Genomic DNA, 16,253 nt, shown 5'->3' with positions numbered 1-16,253 from the left:
TGCAAGCCCCGCTCCGTCCGTCCCCACCCTTTTTGCAAAACAAGCCGTGACCTGCCTGGATAGGCCCCAGCCCCGTAGCCTTGAGAGGGATGGCTCCCGGCCGGAGGGTCATACCGCCACCGGCTCGGCCACAAGCCGGGCCAGCGCTGCGTCGAGCCGTGCGGCGATGCGCGCAAAGGAGGGGCGCTGAGGCACGGCGTCCAGCAGACACTCTTCGGCCAGACGATGAAGCGCCTCAAGATCGTCATCCCGGGCATCACAGCGCGCCAGCAGCTCCTCCAGCAGGCAGCCGAAGGCCCGTACCTCCAGGCGCTCCAACCGCCCGGCCAACACCTCATCGGCTCGGTCGTAACAGGAGGCGGCGCCAAAGTCGCCGAGCAGGACCCGGCCCTGTGCTTGTTCTTGCCCCTCTCCTTGCTCTTTGCCTTGCACAGAGTGCAACAGGTTATGGGCATAGAGATCGCCTTGCAGTATGCCCCGCCCGTGCAGATGCCGTGCGGCGCTCACCACGCCCTGCGCCAGGCTGAGCAGCGCGGCGGGTGTGAAGCGCACCCCGGCCGGATAGACATCCCGGGTGCAGGAGTCCAGGCTGGGCGGCCCCGCCAGGTTGACATAATCCGGGGGTATCAGCGCCATCACCAGCGCCGGGATCCCGGAGGGGTGATCCCCCACCCTGCCCACCACGCCGACCAGGTTGGGGTGGTAGCCGGCGGCGAGCGACACCGCCAGCTCGCAGCGGGGCAGACCGTCGCTGGTCACGGCCCCCTTGAAGAGCTTGACCGCCACCGCCTGCGTCCCCTCCTCCCCATCCAGCCCGGCACGATGGATCACGCCGGACGCCCCCTGCCCCAGCAACTCGCCCAGGGTCAGGGCAGCCCAGGGGATATCGGCCACCGAGGCGCACTGCCCCAGCCGACGCTCCAGCCTGTCGCTGAAGGGGTTGCCCGCGTAGGCGAGCCAGCTGAGGCGCGGTAGCGCCAGCAGCCAGTCGGGGAAGACCTCGAGCCGGTTGGCGGCGATGCGCAACAGCTCGAGCCGGTGGCAGTTGGCCAGGCTTGCCGGCAGCTCGCGCAGGCGGTTGCCCGAGAGCATCAGCTTTTGCAGGGCATTGCACTGGCCCAGCTCGTCCGGCAGCGACTCAATCTCGTTGTCGGTCAGAATAAGCCAGCGCAGTTTGGTGGGCAGTGATGTCGGGGAGACCACTTCAATCCGGTTGGCCTTGAAGCCCACCATGGTGAGCGCGGGGCAGCGCCCCAGCACCTCGGGCAACTCGGTGAAGCGGTTCTCGGAGCAGAAGAGAATGCGCAGTTTCTTGCATTCGGCCAAACCGTCCGGCAACTCGCTCAGTTGGTTGCCGGTGAGATCCAGCACCTCCAGCGTCTCCTTGAGGCTCAGGATCTCGGGCGGGAAAACCGTGAGTCCTTCAGCGAGTTTCAGGTGGCGGGCGCCGCAGAGTTTACCTGCACGAAGCTGTTCCAGGGTATGCATGACATCGTCTCAATCAGGGTGGCCGGCTCGCGGCCAACGGCGCCGCCGGTGGTTGGCCCGGCAGTCAAACCTGCAGTCAAAAAAAGAGGGGGCATTATAGAGAATGACGGCCGAAGATCCCCTGTTTTGTTGCCGCAAGGGCCGCCATCAGCGCGCAGCAAAGCGACGCGAGGGCAAAGAGAGCAAGATCCGGGTCGTGCCAGCGAGGGCCGGTTGCCATAGTGGGGCCTGAGCGGGGTCAAACCCAAGTGGGTTCGAACCTATTGAGAGCCGAATCCATTGGGGTTCCAACCCACTACCAACCCTGTGCGCCCGCACAACACACCAGCGAGGGAACTGCCATGTCACAACTGTCCAACAAGGTCGCCATCATCACCGGCGCCAGCTCCGGCATCGGCCGCGCCAGTGCCATCCTGTTTGCCCGGGAGGGGGCCAGCGTCGTCCTGGGTGCCCGCCGCCAGCCCGAGCTGGATGCGCTGGTGGAGGAGATCAGGGAATGCGGGGGCCAGGCGGTGAGCCTGGCGGGGGATGTGAAAAGCGAAGCTTACGCCAGCGCCCTGGTGGAGCTGGCCGTGGGGCGTTTCGGCGGGCTCGACGTTGCCTTCAACAACGCCGGCACCACGGGGACGCCGGGCAGCGTACAGGAGATGGCGCTGACCCAGTGGCAGGAGACCCTGGAGACCAACCTCACCAGCGCCTTTCTGGGGGCCAAGTACCAGATCCCCGCCATGCTTGCGCGCGGGGGCGGCTCCCTTATCTTTACCTCCACCTTCGTCGGCCATACCCTGGGGCTGCCCGGCATGGCGGCTTATGCGGCGAGCAAGGCCGGCCTCATCGGCCTGACCCAGGTGCTGGCCGCCGAATATGGGGCACAGGGGGTGCGGGTCAACGCCCTGCTGCCGGGGGGTACCGACACCCCCATGGGACGCGCCTTTACCGATACGCCGGAGAGTCTCGCCTTTGTGCAGCATATGCATGCCCTCAAGCGCCTGGCCCAACCGGAGGAGATCGCCCGCTCGGCCCTTTATCTCGCGTCCGATGCATCCAGCTTTACCACCGGCATTGCCCTGCTGGCCGATGGTGGGGTATCTATTTGTCGCACATGACCTTGTCGCCCCCAACATCCTGCGACCGCAACCTTATCGTGAGAGCGCCTTATGTCCGATTATGCCCGCATCAGTGATGCCATTGCCTTTATTGCAGGCCAGGTGGCGCGCCAGCCCACCCTGGACGAGATAGCGGCGCACGTTCACTTAAGCCCCTTTCACTTCCAGCGGCTGTTCAGCCGCTGGGCCGGGGTGACGCCCAAGCGCTATCTGCAGGTACTGACCCTGGAGCGGGCCAAGGCGCTGCTGCAGGAGTCACGCCCGCTGCTGGAGGTGGCCGATACCCTGGGCCTGAGCAGCGGCTCGCGGCTCTACGATCACTTCGTGCAGCTCGAAGCGGTGACGCCGGGCGAGTACAAGCAACGCGGCGCCGGGCTGGTCATCGATCACGGGGTGCACGACACCCCCTTCGGCCAGGCATTCGTCGCCCTGACCCCGCGGGGGGTGTGCAACTTTTCGTTTCTCGATGACCAGGCCCCAGAGGCGCCCCTGGCCGCCCTCGCCCAGCGCTGGCCAGCGGCAGAGCTTAGAGAAGCGCCATCACGCACCCAGGGGGTCATCCACACCATGTTCGATGGCAGCAAGACGCCGGATCGCCCCATCTCCTTGCACGTGAGCGGCACCAACTTTCAGATCAGCGTCTGGCGGGCGCTACTGCAGATCCCGCCCGCCAAGGTGGTGAGCTACGCCCAGGTGGCGAGCGCCGTCGGCAACCCCAAGGCCGCCCGCGCCGTGGGGCTGGCGGTGGGCGCCAACCCCGTCGCCTTGATGATCCCCTGCCACAGAGTCATCCAGCAAAACGGCAAACTCGGCGGCTATCACTGGGGCGAGACCCGCAAACAGGCGATACACGCCTGGGAAGCGGCAAGGTATGAGTGAACATGGCCTTTTTCTACTCGCCCTGATGGGGGAGAAACTGGAGTGTTGGTTGTGAGGCAGCAGACAATCAGGTAGCGCCAAACGAGCAGGATGCGATATAAAACGGGAACATTAGAAGAGTCAGGGCGCAGACAGCCCCTTTTGTTGCTTTGGCGAGGCATTGTGCTCAGCTATGTCACCCCCATCGAATTGACAAAGAGACACGTAGGGTGCAATAAGCGCAGCGCATTGCACCATTTGCTGAGCTGCTTTATGCAAGATATGAGGCACAAAATTAGCGGTGCAATTTCATTGCACCCTACGGCACTTGCTATGCGTCCAGGTCACCCAGCTCTCGCCATTTTCCACACTCAATAAGGCCCTCATCTTCGAGTTGTTCGTACATTAACCCTTTTTGCAACCAAATAAGTACTGATCGCCCATCATTTTTAAGAGGAATAATTATTTCCTCATATAGGGTCTGGCTGTCATTGAAGTGTAATTCGACTTTATTCATTACGTTTCGAGCATGAAAAAGAGCCTTCTCAATATCTGCTCTTGAAACTCCAGGAAGAGGAGAATCATATTCATCTAGAGCAACCACTAGATCGTTGTGCGCAACTCGTTTGTTACGAATTTCTCTAAATTTTTCACATGCAATTGTCAGCACTTCAAGTTCAGCATTTAATTCATCTGTGAGCTCAACATTACCGTTCCCTCTGACTTTCTCGATTAGGTAATGGAATGACAAATTGTTGTTTCCTTGCATTCTGGCCCTATCAGTTAGCTTACTCAAAGACATAACCATGTAATCAATTATCAACCACTGAAACTCTACAAAAACGCTTGAAGATGTTTTATTTATTAGCTTAATCCTACTTGAATTAGTTCCAAAAATTTGACGATATAGAGTCCACCTGTAATGAATATGATTCAGTTCTTGCTTCATTCGGTCAAATACTTTCTGAAGATGCTCATCCATATTGATTACCTTTATTTCATCTGCTCATAACATTCTGTTATGGGGGTAACATAATACAAATACCGCTATAAACCACCTTAATCACTGAAACCAGCGCATAGTAAAAATAGCACGTGTTGTGAATCCCTCTTGAACAGTTTGCTATGGCTAAATTGCACCATGGTAGATTTTTTTGTCAAAGGAAGCCTTATCGAAGCGTCGGATGTAATCTAATAACTTCACAATATGCTCATCGAACTTTTCGAAGTCTTTAAGAACTGTGATATCAAGCATGGACGACTTTTTAACATAGAAAACTATACGAGCCCAAGATTTAAAATGCTCTTCAGATAAATCAGCTGCAACTGGTAAAAGTGAAGTTAAAGCATCAATATCAATTTGGCAGTGTTGAATAAAGCTATAACGGAACGAAATTGGAGTGTTTTGAGCACTTGTAAATTCAGTCTTTAGCCTATTAAGAACGGTTTGGTTCTCGGTGTGAGATAGTCCATAGAAGCTAAAACCTTCTGGCATAGACCTAAAATTTGCGAACTCATTTATGATAAAAATAAGAAACTCTCTTAGACGCTTTTCCTTGGCTATTTTTTGTTTTGACTCTTCACGCTCTTGCCACTTGTTGAAAACAAGCAAAACTACAAACAGTTCAAAGAACACTCCTGTAAATTCTGGCAATAAGTTATCTGTATAGTGTGCCAACCCATACTTAACAAAACCATGGGTGACCAAACAAACCAATACTAACAAGCAACACCACATGATATTGGTCTTATTTAGATACTGAGAAACTTTCAAATTATCTCCGTAATTAATATTTAGCTATAACAGTGATTAGATGGTAGGCGGTACTAATCCAATACCAGAGCCTTCCGTATAACTCCGCTTCATCTTCATAAACACCTAAAAAAATCATTTTAAATCATGATATTAGCAAACTGTCACTGGTGTCAGACCGCATACGCTTCTATCCGCTGTGGCATCACCGTGCTGGTGTCAGTGCCGAATTACACCCAAGCTACCGCCCGACAGCTTCCAGTTTGCAGCCTTTAACCCACGCGGTGTCTCTGGTCTGGTTCATCGGTGACTACAAAGAGGCCATATCCAGACGGATATCCTAGCGAGCAAGAGAGACAATAAAAAGCGGAAGGTGGGCGTTTCCCAAGCCAGATCAAGAAATTACCCCATCTTGGGGGCGTATCAGCAACTCGTATCACCCTCTTGCTTCAAGATGGGGCATCCAAGCCGCGGGTATCCGGATCCATTATCCACATGGCAACTGACGGACTTGGATTGCTCCCCTCTCCTACCAGGAGAAACAACAGCCTGCCGCCATATGTGGACGCGATGGATGACGCTCCGTTGATCGACTCAGGAACTCACCACGACAACGTTGGCAACAGAGCCCTCCCCCCCTCGCCAGGGGCAAAATTTTCTCGCAAACGATTGGAAAAAGAAAAGACGCCTCAAGGGCGTCTTTTTGACAGTTTTGCATTATCGGCAAGGAAAGCGGTGAGCGCTTATTCCCATTCGATAGTCGCGGGCGGCTTGCCGGAGACGTCGTACACCACGCGGGAGATGCCGTTGATCTCGTTGATGATGCGGTTCGACACATGACCCAGGAAGTCGTACGGCAGGTGAGCCCAGTGGGCGGTCATAAAGTCGATGGTCTCGACGGCGCGAAGCGCAATGACCCAGTCGTACTTGCGGCCATCGCCCATGACGCCAACGGAGCGCACCGGCAGGAAGACGGCGAACGCCTGGCTGACCTGGTTGTAGAGGTCGGCCTTGCGCAGCTCTTCGATGAAGATGGCGTCAGCCTTGCGCAGCAAGTCGCAGTACTCTTTCTTCACTTCGCCCAGCACGCGCACGCCCAGACCCGGACCCGGGAAGGGGTGACGGTAGAGCATGTCGTAGGGCAGGCCGAGTTCGAGGCCGACGCGGCGCACTTCGTCCTTGAACAGCTCGCGCAGCGGCTCCACCAGACCCATCTTCATCTCTTCCGGCAGGCCGCCGACGTTGTGGTGAGACTTGATGACGTGGGCCTTGCCGGTCTTGCTGGCAGCGGATTCGATGACATCCGGATAGATGGTGCCCTGGGCCAGCCACTTGGCGTTCTTGAGCTTCTTGGACTCGTCGTCGAACACTTCGACGAAGACGCGGCCTATGGTCTTGCGCTTGGCTTCCGGCTCGTCGATGCCCGCGAGAGCGGAGAGGAAGCGCTCTTCGGCGTCGACCTTGATGATGTTCAGGCCGAAGTGATCGCCGAACATGTCCATCACCTGCTGGCCTTCGTTCAGACGCAGTAGACCGTTGTCGACGAAGACGCAGGTGAGGCGATCGCCGATGGCGCGGTGCACCAGCATGGCGACCACGGAGGAGTCCACGCCGCCGGAGAGGCCCAGGATCACCTCGTCGTCACCCACCTGCTCGCGGATGCGGGCAACGGCGTCGTCGATGATGGTGGCCGGGGTCCAGAGGCACTCGCAGCCGCAGATGTCCTTGACGAAGTGCTCCAGCATCCGGGCACCCTGACGGGTGTGGGTCACTTCCGGGTGGAACTGCACGCCGTAGAAGCGCTTGGCTTCGTCGGCCATGGCGGCGTGGGGGCAGGTCGCGGTCTGGGCGATGGTGGTGAAGCCGGCCGGGATCTCGGTGACCTTGTCGCCGTGGCTCATCCAGACATCCAGCAGGGCATTGCCGTTGTCGGCAATGGCGTCCTCGATGTTGCGCAAGAGCGCGCTGGTCTTGCCGGAGTGGCCCAGCACTTCGACCTGGGCATAGCCGAATTCACGCAAGTTGGAGGACTGCACCTTGCCGCCGAGCTGCTCGGACATGGTCTGCATGCCGTAGCAGATGCCGAACACCGGCACGCCGGCGTTGAACACGTACTCGGGGGCGCGCGGGCTGCCCGCCTCGGTCACGGATTCCGGGCCGCCGGAGAGGATGATGCCGCTCGGGTTGAACTCGCGGATCTGCGCTTCGGTTACATCCCAGGCCCACAGCTCGCAGTAGACGCCGATTTCACGGACGCGACGGGCGATGAGCTGGGTGTACTGGGAACCGAAATCCAGGATAAGGATGCGGTGGGCGTGAATGTCTTTAGTCATTTTATTCCTGCATCAGGCTGATGTTGTCACAAAAAGCACGGGATAAAAAAAGGGTGGAAAAACGGGGCGCAGGGCCCCGTCTTATCAGCCCATCCGGTAGTTGGGGGCTTCTTTGGTAATGGTCACGTCGTGAACGTGGGACTCTTTCATCCCGGCGCCCGAGATGCGCACGAACTCGGCCTTGGTGCGCATGTCGTCGATGGTCGCGCTCCCGGTCAGACCCATGGAGGAGCGCAGGCCGCCCATCTGCTGGTGGATGATCTCCTTGAGGCGGCCCTTGTACGGCACGCGCCCTTCGATCCCTTCCGGCACCAGCTTGTCGGCGGCGTTGTCGGTCTGGAAGTAGCGATCGCTTGAGCCCTTGGACATGGCGCCGAGGGACCCCATGCCGCGGTAGGACTTGAAGGAGCGGCCCTGGTAGAGCTCGATCTCGCCCGGCGCCTCTTCGGTACCGGCGAACATGGAGCCCACCATGACGCAGCTCGCACCGGCGGCGATGGCCTTGGCCACGTCACCGGAGAAGCGGATGCCGCCATCGGCAATCACCGGCACGCCAGTGCCTTCCAGGGCGTCCACGGCGTCGGAGATGGCGGTGATCTGGGGCACGCCCACGCCGGTCACGATACGGGTAGTACAGATGGAGCCCGGGCCGATACCGACCTTGACGGCGTTGACACCCGCTTCCACCAGCGCCTTGGCACCGGCGCCGGTGGCCACGTTGCCGCCGATGATCTGCAGGTCAGGATAGGCTTCACGGGTCGCCTTGATACGATCCAGCACGCCCTGGGAGTGGCCGTGGGAGGAGTCGATCAGCAGCACGTCCACACCGGCTTCCACCAGGGCGGCGACGCGCTCTTCGTTGCCGGCACCGGCACCGACGGCGGCACCGACCCGCAGGCGGCCACGCTCGTCTTTACAGGCGTTGGGCTTGCGCTCGGCTTTCTGGAAGTCCTTCACGGTGATCATGCCCTTGAGCTTGAAGTCGCCGTTGACCACCAGCACCTTCTCGATGCGGTGCTTCTGCATCAGGGCCACCACCTCTTCGCGAGGGGCCCCTTCACGCACGGTCACCAGACGATCCTTCTGGGTCATGATCTGTTCGACGGTCTGGGAGAGATCGATGACGAAGCGCACGTCACGGCCGGTGATGATGCCCACCAGCTGGTTGCCGTCGGTCACCACGGGGTAACCAGCGAAACCGTTCTTGTGGCTCAGCTCCTTGATCTGGGCGATGGTCATGTCAGGGCGCACGGTGACGGGGTCGCTGACGACGCCGCTCTCGTACTTCTTGACCTTGCGCACTTCGGCAGCCTGCTGCTCGATGGACATGTTCTTGTGAATGAAGCCGATACCGCCTTCCTGGGCCAGTGCGATAGCCAGACGGGCTTCGGTCACTGTGTCCATGGCAGCGGAGATCATCGGGATATTCAGCGAGATCGCAGACGTGAGCTTGGTACGCAGGTCGGCGGTATTGGGGAGAACAGTGGAGTGGGCTGGAACCAACAGTACATCGTCGAAGGTCAGCGCTTCTTTGGCAATCCTGAGCATGGCAATATCTCACCGTTGAGGAGTGGGGGTGTAAAATATTGCCGACAAATTTTACTCATGCATTGGCCGGTGGTAAAGAAGTTTTTTGAATTTTTTATGGCGTAGCCCGATTTAATAGGACCAACAGGGCAAAAAACCAATAAATTCAGCCGTAACCATGCCGTTTTCCACGACAAGATGATCTTTTTTGCCGTTGAGCCCTTTTCTGCCTCCAATCCCTCGCAACGGCATTTTTCCGCATGCCCCTCCCCTTTCCCCCGCACAGGCTCGCCCTCAGCTTCCCTGGTAACGACCGGGCTTGTGCCAGTTCATCAGCATGGCGTTCATGGCGAGCGCACTCAGGGTGGACCAGAGCAGCAAAGAGAGCGGCAGGGTGAGCAGGGAGAGCGCGAACACCAGCACGTCCAGCACCATCTGGCTCTTTCCCGCGTTGATGCCGGTGCGCCGCTGCAACCAGAGCGTCACCACGCCGATCCCCCCCACCGAGGCGTTGTGGCGCGCAAGAGAGAGCACCCCCATCCCGAGGAAGGTGCCTCCCACCAGGGCCGAGAACAGGGGGTGGACATAGCTCACCGTCAACAGCAGCGGCACCGCCTGGGTGGCTGCCGAGAGGGCGACGTTGACGATCAGCGTCTTGACCATGAAGGCCCGCCCCATGGTGACGTAGCCAAACACCAGAAAGGGCAGGTTGGCCAGGAAGAAGAGCACCCCGATGGGCAGGCTGCTGACATGGGCGAGCAGCAGGGCGATGCCCGCGATGCCGCCGGTGATCATGCCGGCGCACTTGAGCAGGTTGAGCCCCACGGCGATAAACATGACGCCGAGCACCATGCCGTAGACATCGTCCTTGAGGGTGTGGGCCAATCCCTTGTCCACAGCCGCTGGCTGCATGGTCATTTCACCTTCCATATGACTCCTTAACACGAATCGATTGTGGCGTCCGATGCCCGAATACCAGGCCGCTCCGGCACGGATGGCGGCGGCGCATTCACCCCGCTGGCACCCGCCCTCGGCCTTGCGGCCCCCTGCCCCTGATGTCGCCATCATGGGCATGACAAGTCACAGCAAAAAGAGCGCCAATCAAAACAAGAGTCCGATATACCATGAAAAATCGAATTTAAATTCCGCATAATCATCAAAAAACAGATTGATCATGCCAGCCCCGGGATCGGCCCCCATGCCGGATCAGCATGTTCAGTCAGTTAACCAAAAAACATGTCGTGGTCCTTCCTGATCAACCCGTTTATTTGGTGGATCATGCCGATGAAATGCCACTTTACAGCATGGATGATGCCCATCATGGGGGAGCCATGGGGGCTATATGGCGTGTTTCTGCGGAATTGGGCTCAAGGGCAAATGACAAGGAATTGCACCATATGAGGGCAAGAGCACTAAAATAGTGCAGCCCGGTGCCGTGCGCTTGCCTCGCCCGACGCGACCTGCGCCTGCTCTCATCCCCCCGCTTCATGCCTCGGCGCCATAAAAAAGTCGGCCCGAAGGCCGACTCGCTGCACAGGGTGACTGCGCTTCCTTACTTGAGGTATTTGCCGTCCACCCCCACCTTGCCCGGGCCGTTCAGCACCCAGACCCGCGCCGAATAGGCGGGCACCTGGAAGCTCAGGCTGCCGCTGCTGACGCTCTGGCTCGCGCCGGTCACCGCGTCCGTGTAGGTGCCGTTCTTCAGGCCGCTCAGGCTGACCTGCTGGGCCGAGTTGGCCGCGAGGCCCACGGCGGCGTAGCTCCCTTCGGCGCTCAGATCACGCACGAAGCTGATGCCGCTCCCCCACTCGTTCACCTGGCTCATGGGCGCCTTCTGCAGGGCGGGCACCGCCTTGCGGATCTGGTTCAGGCGCTTGATGTGCAGGTAGAGCGGGTGGCTCGGGGTGCCCGGGTTGTCCAGCACGTCCCCGTAGTAGGCGCGGCCGGTCTGATCTACCGTCATGGTGGCACCGTCGATGTCCTGGGGCTTGCCGGCCTGGAACATCACCTCCTCCCCGTAGTAGAGGGTTGGGATCCCCCGCGCCGTCCAGAGCAGGTTGTAGGTCATGGCCGCATTGCCCTCTTCCCCGCCGTAGCGGTACTTGAAGTCGTTGTCCGGCCCCACGTCGTGGTTCTGGAAGAAGGTGATGAGCTTGGTGGCATCCCCATAGACCCAATCCATGGCGAAGATCCCCCCTACCCCGCCAAAGTTCCCCCGGGTGACGTTGTCACGGAAGGTGGAGAAGAGGGAGAAGTCCAGCACAGAGAGGCCGGAATCGCCCCCTGCCCGGGGATCCGCCGGGTTCGGCGTGGTGCGGGTATACCACCAGGGGCGGATCACCGCCGAGGCGTTGTCATTGGCCAGCTCAGAGCCCCAGCCGGTGCCCTTGACCAGGTTCTCGCCAAAGACGAACAGCCCCGGCTTGTGGGCCTGCCAGTCGTGGACATAGGTCAGCAGCTCGTCCCGCTCGATGTGTTTCAAGGTATCGATGCGAATCGCGTCCACCCCCATGTCGAGGTACTGGTGGATGGCGCCGTTGAGGTAGTCCTTGACGTTCTGGTTGCCGGTGGCGAGATCGATGCAGTCCCCCGCCATGTGCTTGCGCTGCAGGGCGAGCGGGCTCTCCCAATCACCGCCGGACATGAAGCCGTCCAGGTGATACCAGGCGGGATCCAGGGTCTGGGCGTCGATGCCGAAGAAGCGGTTGGGGTTGTAGCCTGCGCTCGGCACGGTGGCGCCGGTCTTGGGGTCTACCAGGGGCTGGGTGCCCGCCGGATCGGACTGGCAGCGGGCCTTGTACCAGTCGGGGGCCGCCGGGTTGTCGTCGTCACAGCGGTTGGCGCTGGCGTAGTCCCCGAGGTTGCCCTGATAGGGGCCGTTGTTGATGAGTCCCTGACTCGACCCCGCCGGTACGTAGTATTTGACGGGCAGGCGATCGATCCAGGTCTTGCCGCGCAGGCCGTACTGGCTCGAGTGGTTGAGCACTACGTCCTGGATCACCTTGAGCCCCTTGGCGTGGGCCGCCTGGATGAACTCCCGGTAACCCGCCCCCGGCGACTCCAGACGGGGATCGACCCGGTAGAAGTCGTAGGCATGGTAGCCGTGATAGTCGAGGCCGGAGCGGTTCTCCACCGGCGGCGTCACCCAGATGGCGGTGAAGCCGAGATCCTTGATGTAGTCGAGCTTGGCAATGAGCCCCTTGAAGTCGCCGCGCCAGTGGGGATCCCCCGCCTTGTAGCGATCCCGGTTATGGTAGTTGTTGCCGGCATCGCCATCATAGAAGCGGGCGGTCAGCAGGAAATAGATGCTCTCGGCGCGAAAATCGCCGCTCGCCACCCCCTGCTCGCCGATACGGTACTCGAAGCGCTGCTCGCGCTGATTGCCGCTGGCGTCGATGGCAAGGGTGCGGATCACCAGATCGGTGCCGCTCCCCTTGTCGCTCGCCACCAGGGGCTGGCCTGCATAGCGGGCCGACGCCGTGGTGGGCTGGCTGCCGTCCGTGGTGAAATGCACGGCGGGGGCGCTGTCCTGATCGTCGCTCACCCCCAGGGTGATGGACTGGCTGTCCACATAACTCCCCGGGGCCGGGGTGGCCGTCACCGTGGGGGCCTGCAGATCGGCACCGGCCAGCGTCTCCACCTCGATGGCCTTGCGCAGGCTGTCAAAGCAGATGCGATAGCGGGTGTTGGCGCTGACCAGGTAATCCTGGGCCGGATACGCCTCGGTCCAGTCCCCCTTGTGGTCAATCTTGAAGCGGGGGTTGTTGCTGCCAAAGGCCTGCTCGGTGCAGAAGGTGGTGCCATCCTCGCTGGTCATGGGGGTGAGCCCCCAGTTGTTGGCCGTACCCCGGAAGTACCAGCTGTCGCTGCTCTGTCCTGCCCCGACCACCACGCTCACGCTGCTGCTGCCCTTGGCACCCTGATCGTCGGTGACCGTGAGGCCATAGGTGAAGGTGCCGGTCTGGGTGGTGTTGACGACCATGCTCTCCGTGGTCTCGCCGCTGCTCCACAGATAGCTCGCGATCTGGCCGTCGGGATCCGTGGAATCGCTGCCGCTCAAGGTCAGGGACGCCCCCTGGGTCACGTTCACCGTGCCCCCCGGGGTGATGACCGCGAGCGGCGGCTGGTTGTCATCCCCAAGTGGGGTGATGCTGTAGGCCAGGGTCTGGTCGTTGACCTGGATGCGCACCGTGCCCACGGCGTTCAAGAAGATATCGCCGCCACTTTTCTCCAGCACGCCGTCGCCGTTGCTGTCGCCAAAGTTGACGGCCCAGTCGCCAGCCTGATCAAACTTGAGGCGCTGGCTCGCCTTGCCATCCAGGTAGGCGTCCACCTGCCACAGGTGATCCCCTACCAGGGTCATGGGGAGGCTGGCCCAGCCGTTGAAGGTGCCGCGCACGTTGAGTTGCGGCAAGGTGCTGGCAAACCCCGAGGCCTCGCAACTGGCCACCGCCGTCGCGCTCACCGCCTGGGTGCTGGCGTTGATGCGGATCTGGTACGCCGTGTTGGCATTGACCCCGTAGTCGGCCGCCGGGTAGCTCTGCTGCCAGTTGCCGTACCTGTCTATCTTGAAGCGCGGGCCGCCGCTGGCATCCCCGCTCACGAAGCGCTGGCAGGTATCAAAATTGACGCCGTCCGTCGACGTCATGGCGGTCGCCGCCCATCCATTCGCGGTGCCCCGGAAGAACCACTCCGCCGCCGACGTCGGCGCCGTGATCAGGGTTCCCAACAATCCGGCCGCGAGTATCCATCTAGCCATTGATAGTCCTTTATTTTCATTGTTTGTGTGTGATGCCGGTGTGTCCCGGCATTCCCCCATCCGCAACGTCCCGCCTTCAGATGAGCCCAGCCAGTCTAGGGAATGGACTGGCCATTTTTTGGCCTCAGAGTGCGAAATGTGACCACCATCGACCTCGAGATAGGCTGTATGTGATTGATAGCGCTTTCATTTCTGCCCACTCAGCCTCTTTTCGGCCCAGGCTGCCCACCTGTGCCCGGCGTGCCTGTCGCTCCGCCTTCAGCAGCCTCAATCTCGGCATTGGCGATTAAAACGCGATTGATAATATTTCTTGTTTAATGAATGCCGGGGGGCGCATGCTGAGCACCACGGGCCGGCCTCGGCGCCATTTCATAAGACATTTGAGTCCGAAGATGACAGTCAGGAAGGAAGCAGGCAGATGAACGCCAGTGCAATGAGACCGGCCATCGCCCGCGACAAGATGGCATTCGGCCCCGTCCAGCTCGCCTGCCTGAGCACCGCCCTGGTCCTGCACCTCGCCATCCTCTGGCTGGTGCAGGAGAGCCGCCCCGCGCCCATGACGCCGCCCGAGCCCCTCACCCTCTCCGCCCGCTGGGCCGGGGAGTCGAGCCGGGATGACGCGCCGGACAAAGCCGCAGCGGCTCCCGCCCGGTCCCCGGCTATCAACAAGCCTGCGCCGGTGCGGCAGAAGGTGGTCAGGCCCGTCGTCAAGAAGCCAGCTCCCAAGCCGGTGCCCAAGGCGCCGCCCAAGCCCAAACCCCTTCCTGAGGTCAAACCCGCCACCCAGGCCCTGCCTGGGGTGCCCCCCGTTGCAACCACCGCACCGGCCACGTCCACATCCAATAGCCAGAGTGCCAACAGCCACAGCGCCCCGGCCAAGACCCGGCAGACCGGGACCGGTGGAGGGAGCAGCGCCCCCATCGCCCGGGATGCCAGCTTGCACAACCCCGAGCCTCCCTATCCTCCCGAGTCGCGCAGACGAGGTGAAGAGGGTCGCGTGGTGCTGAAGGTGCGGGTCAGCAGGGAGGGCTCGGCGGAGTCGGTCGAGGTCGAACGCAGCAGCGGTCATCGGCGCCTGGACATGACGGCCCGCAGGACCGTCAGCCGCTGGCGCTTCATCCCGGCCCGGCAGAACCAGGTCGCCGTCGCGGACTGGGCCAGGGTCACCATCATTTTCAAGCTAGGAACCTGAACTATGAATCCGAAAGTCGACACCCACGCCATGGGCATCGCCCACCTGCTCAGCCAGAGCTCCGGGATCGGGCTTGTCCCGCTGATCCTGCTGGTGCTGATGTCACTTGGCACCTGTTATTACGCCCTGCTCAAGCTCTGGCTCGGGGCTCGCGAACAGCGGCACAGCGCCCGCTTCATCGCCGACTTCTGGCGGCAGGAGAGTCTGCACGAGGTGGAGCGCCAGCTCGCCCGCACGCCGCCGCAAGAGAGCCATGGCCGCGTGACCCGTGCAGCCCTCGCCGCCATGGCCCAGCTGGGCCGGATGCAGGAGCGCCCCCCCACCCTTGCGCTGGGCTCCCCCGACGATTTTCTGCTGCGCGCCCTGCGCCAGGCCATCACGGCCGAGCGGATCCGCCAGGAGCAGGGTCTGGCCTTCCTCGCCTCCGTGGGCTCGGCGGCCCCCTTCGTCGGGCTCTTTGGCACCGTCTGGGGCATCTATCACGCCCTGCTGGCCATAGGGGCCGCCGGCCAGAGCAGTCTGGACAAGGTGGCAGGGCCGGTCGGCGAGGCGCTGATCATGACCGGCTTCGGCCTCGCCGTCGCCCTGCCGGCGGTACTCGTCTACAACTTCTTCGTGCGTCGCAACCGTCTCACGCTGGCGGCTCTCGACGACTTTGCCCATGACCTCTTCACCCTGCTGGTGACCGGGTTTGCGCAAGGCTCCGCCAAGGTCACCCCGCTCGCCACCGTCGAGTCCGTCAAGAGGGGACCGCGATAATGGCTTTTGGCAAACTGCCGGGTGAGTCGGACGATCAGCCACTCTGTGAGATCAACATGATCCCCATGATCGACGTCATGCTGGTGCTGCTCATCGTCTTCATGATCACGGCCCCCCTGCTCACCAACGCGGTCAAGCTCGAGTTGCCCGAGGCCAGCAGCCAGGCCAACCAGCCCAGGCAGGAGGACGTGGTGCTCTCCATCGACGGGGCCGGCAAGATCTACTGGAACGCCAAGGAGGTCGACGAGGCGACGCTGCTCACCAGGATGAGCGAGGCCGGCCAGGCCAAGCCAGAGGTTCCCGAGATCCAGCTGCGCATCGACAAGCGCGTGGAGTACGGCGTCATCGCCCGGGTGATGGCCCAGGCCTCCCGGCAGGGCCTGCACAAGATCGCCTTCGTCAGCCAGCCCGGGGACGAGTGACGGCGGCGCAAAGGGCAAGGCATCACCCGGGGGGTGCCTTGCTTGTCTTTCGCCTT

At 61.0% G+C, this 16,253-nt stretch carries 13 protein-coding genes; 6 read left to right on the top strand and 7 right to left on the bottom strand.

The window, feature by feature from the left end; genetic code table 11:
- Positions 1 to 108: 108 nt before the first annotated feature.
- On the bottom strand, positions 109 to 1,488 hold the full coding sequence (locus tag BN1132_RS04955) for a leucine-rich repeat-containing protein kinase family protein (protein ID WP_042075538.1): 1,380 nt from the start codon (positions 1,486 to 1,488) through the stop codon (positions 109 to 111).
- Between the two features lie 341 nt (positions 1,489 to 1,829).
- On the opposite strand from BN1132_RS04955, the gene BN1132_RS04950 reads away from it, so the two are divergent.
- Together BN1132_RS04950 and BN1132_RS04945 are read left to right on the top strand one after the other, a co-directional pair.
- Positions 1,830 to 2,594, top strand: coding sequence for an SDR family oxidoreductase (locus BN1132_RS04950; RefSeq protein WP_042075537.1), 765 nt, complete (start codon positions 1,830 to 1,832; stop codon positions 2,592 to 2,594).
- A gap of 51 nt (positions 2,595 to 2,645) precedes the next feature.
- The gene (locus BN1132_RS04945; protein ID WP_042075536.1) at positions 2,646 to 3,473 is read left to right on the top strand and encodes a bifunctional transcriptional activator/DNA repair enzyme AdaA; all 828 of its coding nucleotides are present in this window, start codon (positions 2,646 to 2,648) and stop codon (positions 3,471 to 3,473) included.
- A 310-nt stretch (positions 3,474 to 3,783) separates the two neighbouring features.
- Here the strand turns inward: BN1132_RS04945 and BN1132_RS19900 are convergent, their stop codons facing one another.
- From BN1132_RS19900 to BN1132_RS04925, 5 genes are all read right to left on the bottom strand, one after another.
- Positions 3,784 to 4,434 (bottom strand): AbiU2 domain-containing protein, encoded by a 651-nt coding sequence (locus tag BN1132_RS19900; protein ID WP_157005326.1) that lies wholly within the window; start codon positions 4,432 to 4,434, stop codon positions 3,784 to 3,786.
- A gap of 147 nt (positions 4,435 to 4,581) precedes the next feature.
- Positions 4,582 to 5,226 carry a hypothetical protein gene (locus tag BN1132_RS19330; protein ID WP_084202581.1) on the bottom strand — a complete coding sequence of 215 codons (645 nt, stop codon included), beginning with the start codon at positions 5,224 to 5,226 and terminating at the stop codon, positions 4,582 to 4,584.
- Between the two features lie 722 nt (positions 5,227 to 5,948).
- Positions 5,949 to 7,538 (bottom strand): glutamine-hydrolyzing GMP synthase, encoded by a 1,590-nt coding sequence (gene guaA, locus BN1132_RS04935; RefSeq protein WP_042075534.1) that lies wholly within the window; start codon positions 7,536 to 7,538, stop codon positions 5,949 to 5,951.
- Between the two features lie 84 nt (positions 7,539 to 7,622).
- Positions 7,623 to 9,086, bottom strand: a complete 1,464-nt coding sequence (gene guaB / locus BN1132_RS04930; protein WP_042075533.1) for an IMP dehydrogenase — start codon at positions 9,084 to 9,086, stop codon at positions 7,623 to 7,625.
- Between the two features lie 273 nt (positions 9,087 to 9,359).
- Positions 9,360 to 9,995, bottom strand: coding sequence for a YitT family protein (locus tag BN1132_RS04925; RefSeq protein WP_042075531.1), 636 nt, complete (start codon positions 9,993 to 9,995; stop codon positions 9,360 to 9,362).
- 281 nt (positions 9,996 to 10,276) lie between these two features.
- Between BN1132_RS04925 and BN1132_RS19895 the strand changes: the two genes are divergently transcribed.
- On the top strand, positions 10,277 to 10,486 hold the full coding sequence (locus tag BN1132_RS19895) for a hypothetical protein (RefSeq protein ID WP_157005323.1): 210 nt from the start codon (positions 10,277 to 10,279) through the stop codon (positions 10,484 to 10,486).
- 131 nt (positions 10,487 to 10,617) lie between these two features.
- Here BN1132_RS19895 and BN1132_RS04920 read toward each other — a convergent pair whose 3' ends face one another.
- Positions 10,618 to 13,824, bottom strand: a complete 3,207-nt coding sequence (locus tag BN1132_RS04920) for an alpha-amylase family glycosyl hydrolase (RefSeq protein WP_244462911.1) — start codon at positions 13,822 to 13,824, stop codon at positions 10,618 to 10,620.
- 418 nt (positions 13,825 to 14,242) lie between these two features.
- On the opposite strand from BN1132_RS04920, the gene BN1132_RS04915 reads away from it, so the two are divergent.
- Genes BN1132_RS04915 through BN1132_RS04905 form a run of 3 tightly spaced genes read left to right on the top strand, consistent with a single transcriptional unit; the run spans position 14,243 to position 16,197 of the window.
- A complete protein-coding gene (locus BN1132_RS04915; RefSeq protein WP_042075528.1) occupies positions 14,243 to 15,016 on the top strand; it encodes an energy transducer TonB in 774 nt (257 codons plus the stop codon).
- Between the two features lie 3 nt (positions 15,017 to 15,019).
- On the top strand, positions 15,020 to 15,775 hold the full coding sequence (locus BN1132_RS04910) for a MotA/TolQ/ExbB proton channel family protein (RefSeq protein ID WP_042075527.1): 756 nt from the start codon (positions 15,020 to 15,022) through the stop codon (positions 15,773 to 15,775).
- The gene (locus tag BN1132_RS04905) at positions 15,775 to 16,197 is read left to right on the top strand and encodes an ExbD/TolR family protein (protein WP_042075525.1); all 423 of its coding nucleotides are present in this window, start codon (positions 15,775 to 15,777) and stop codon (positions 16,195 to 16,197) included. Before BN1132_RS04910 ends, BN1132_RS04905 begins: the two co-directional genes overlap by 1 nt.
- Positions 16,198 to 16,253 lie beyond the last annotated feature (56 nt).

Origin of the sequence: Aeromonas sanarellii (genome assembly GCF_000820085.1) — a bacterium.
Lineage (GTDB): Bacteria > Pseudomonadota > Gammaproteobacteria > Enterobacterales > Aeromonadaceae > Aeromonas > Aeromonas sanarellii.
Note: the sequence above shows the minus strand (reverse complement) of the source record. Positions and strands in the feature narration are given on the sequence as shown.

Bases quoted from the DNA above. Each gene is read 5' to 3' on its own strand.
- BN1132_RS04925 (WP_042075531.1), bottom strand. From the start codon at position 9,995: ATGGAAGGTGAAATGACCATGCAGCCAGCGGCTGTGGACAAGGGATTG.
- BN1132_RS04905 (WP_042075525.1), top strand. From the start codon at position 15,775: ATGGCTTTTGGCAAACTGCCGGGTGAGTCGGACGATCAGCCACTCTGT.
- BN1132_RS04955 (WP_042075538.1), bottom strand. From the start codon at position 1,488: ATGCATACCCTGGAACAGCTTCGTGCAGGTAAACTCTGCGGCGCCCGC.
- guaB (WP_042075533.1), bottom strand. From the start codon at position 9,086: ATGCTCAGGATTGCCAAAGAAGCGCTGACCTTCGACGATGTACTGTTG.
- guaA (WP_042075534.1), bottom strand. From the start codon at position 7,538: ATGACTAAAGACATTCACGCCCACCGCATCCTTATCCTGGATTTCGGT.
- BN1132_RS04950 (WP_042075537.1), top strand. From the start codon at position 1,830: ATGTCACAACTGTCCAACAAGGTCGCCATCATCACCGGCGCCAGCTCC.
- BN1132_RS19895 (WP_157005323.1), top strand. From the start codon at position 10,277: ATGTTCAGTCAGTTAACCAAAAAACATGTCGTGGTCCTTCCTGATCAA.
- BN1132_RS04910 (WP_042075527.1), top strand. From the start codon at position 15,020: ATGAATCCGAAAGTCGACACCCACGCCATGGGCATCGCCCACCTGCTC.
- BN1132_RS19900 (WP_157005326.1), bottom strand. From the start codon at position 4,434: ATGGATGAGCATCTTCAGAAAGTATTTGACCGAATGAAGCAAGAACTG.
- BN1132_RS04945 (WP_042075536.1), top strand. From the start codon at position 2,646: ATGTCCGATTATGCCCGCATCAGTGATGCCATTGCCTTTATTGCAGGC.
- BN1132_RS04915 (WP_042075528.1), top strand. From the start codon at position 14,243: ATGAACGCCAGTGCAATGAGACCGGCCATCGCCCGCGACAAGATGGCA.
- BN1132_RS04920 (WP_244462911.1), bottom strand. From the start codon at position 13,824: ATGGCTAGATGGATACTCGCGGCCGGATTGTTGGGAACCCTGATCACG.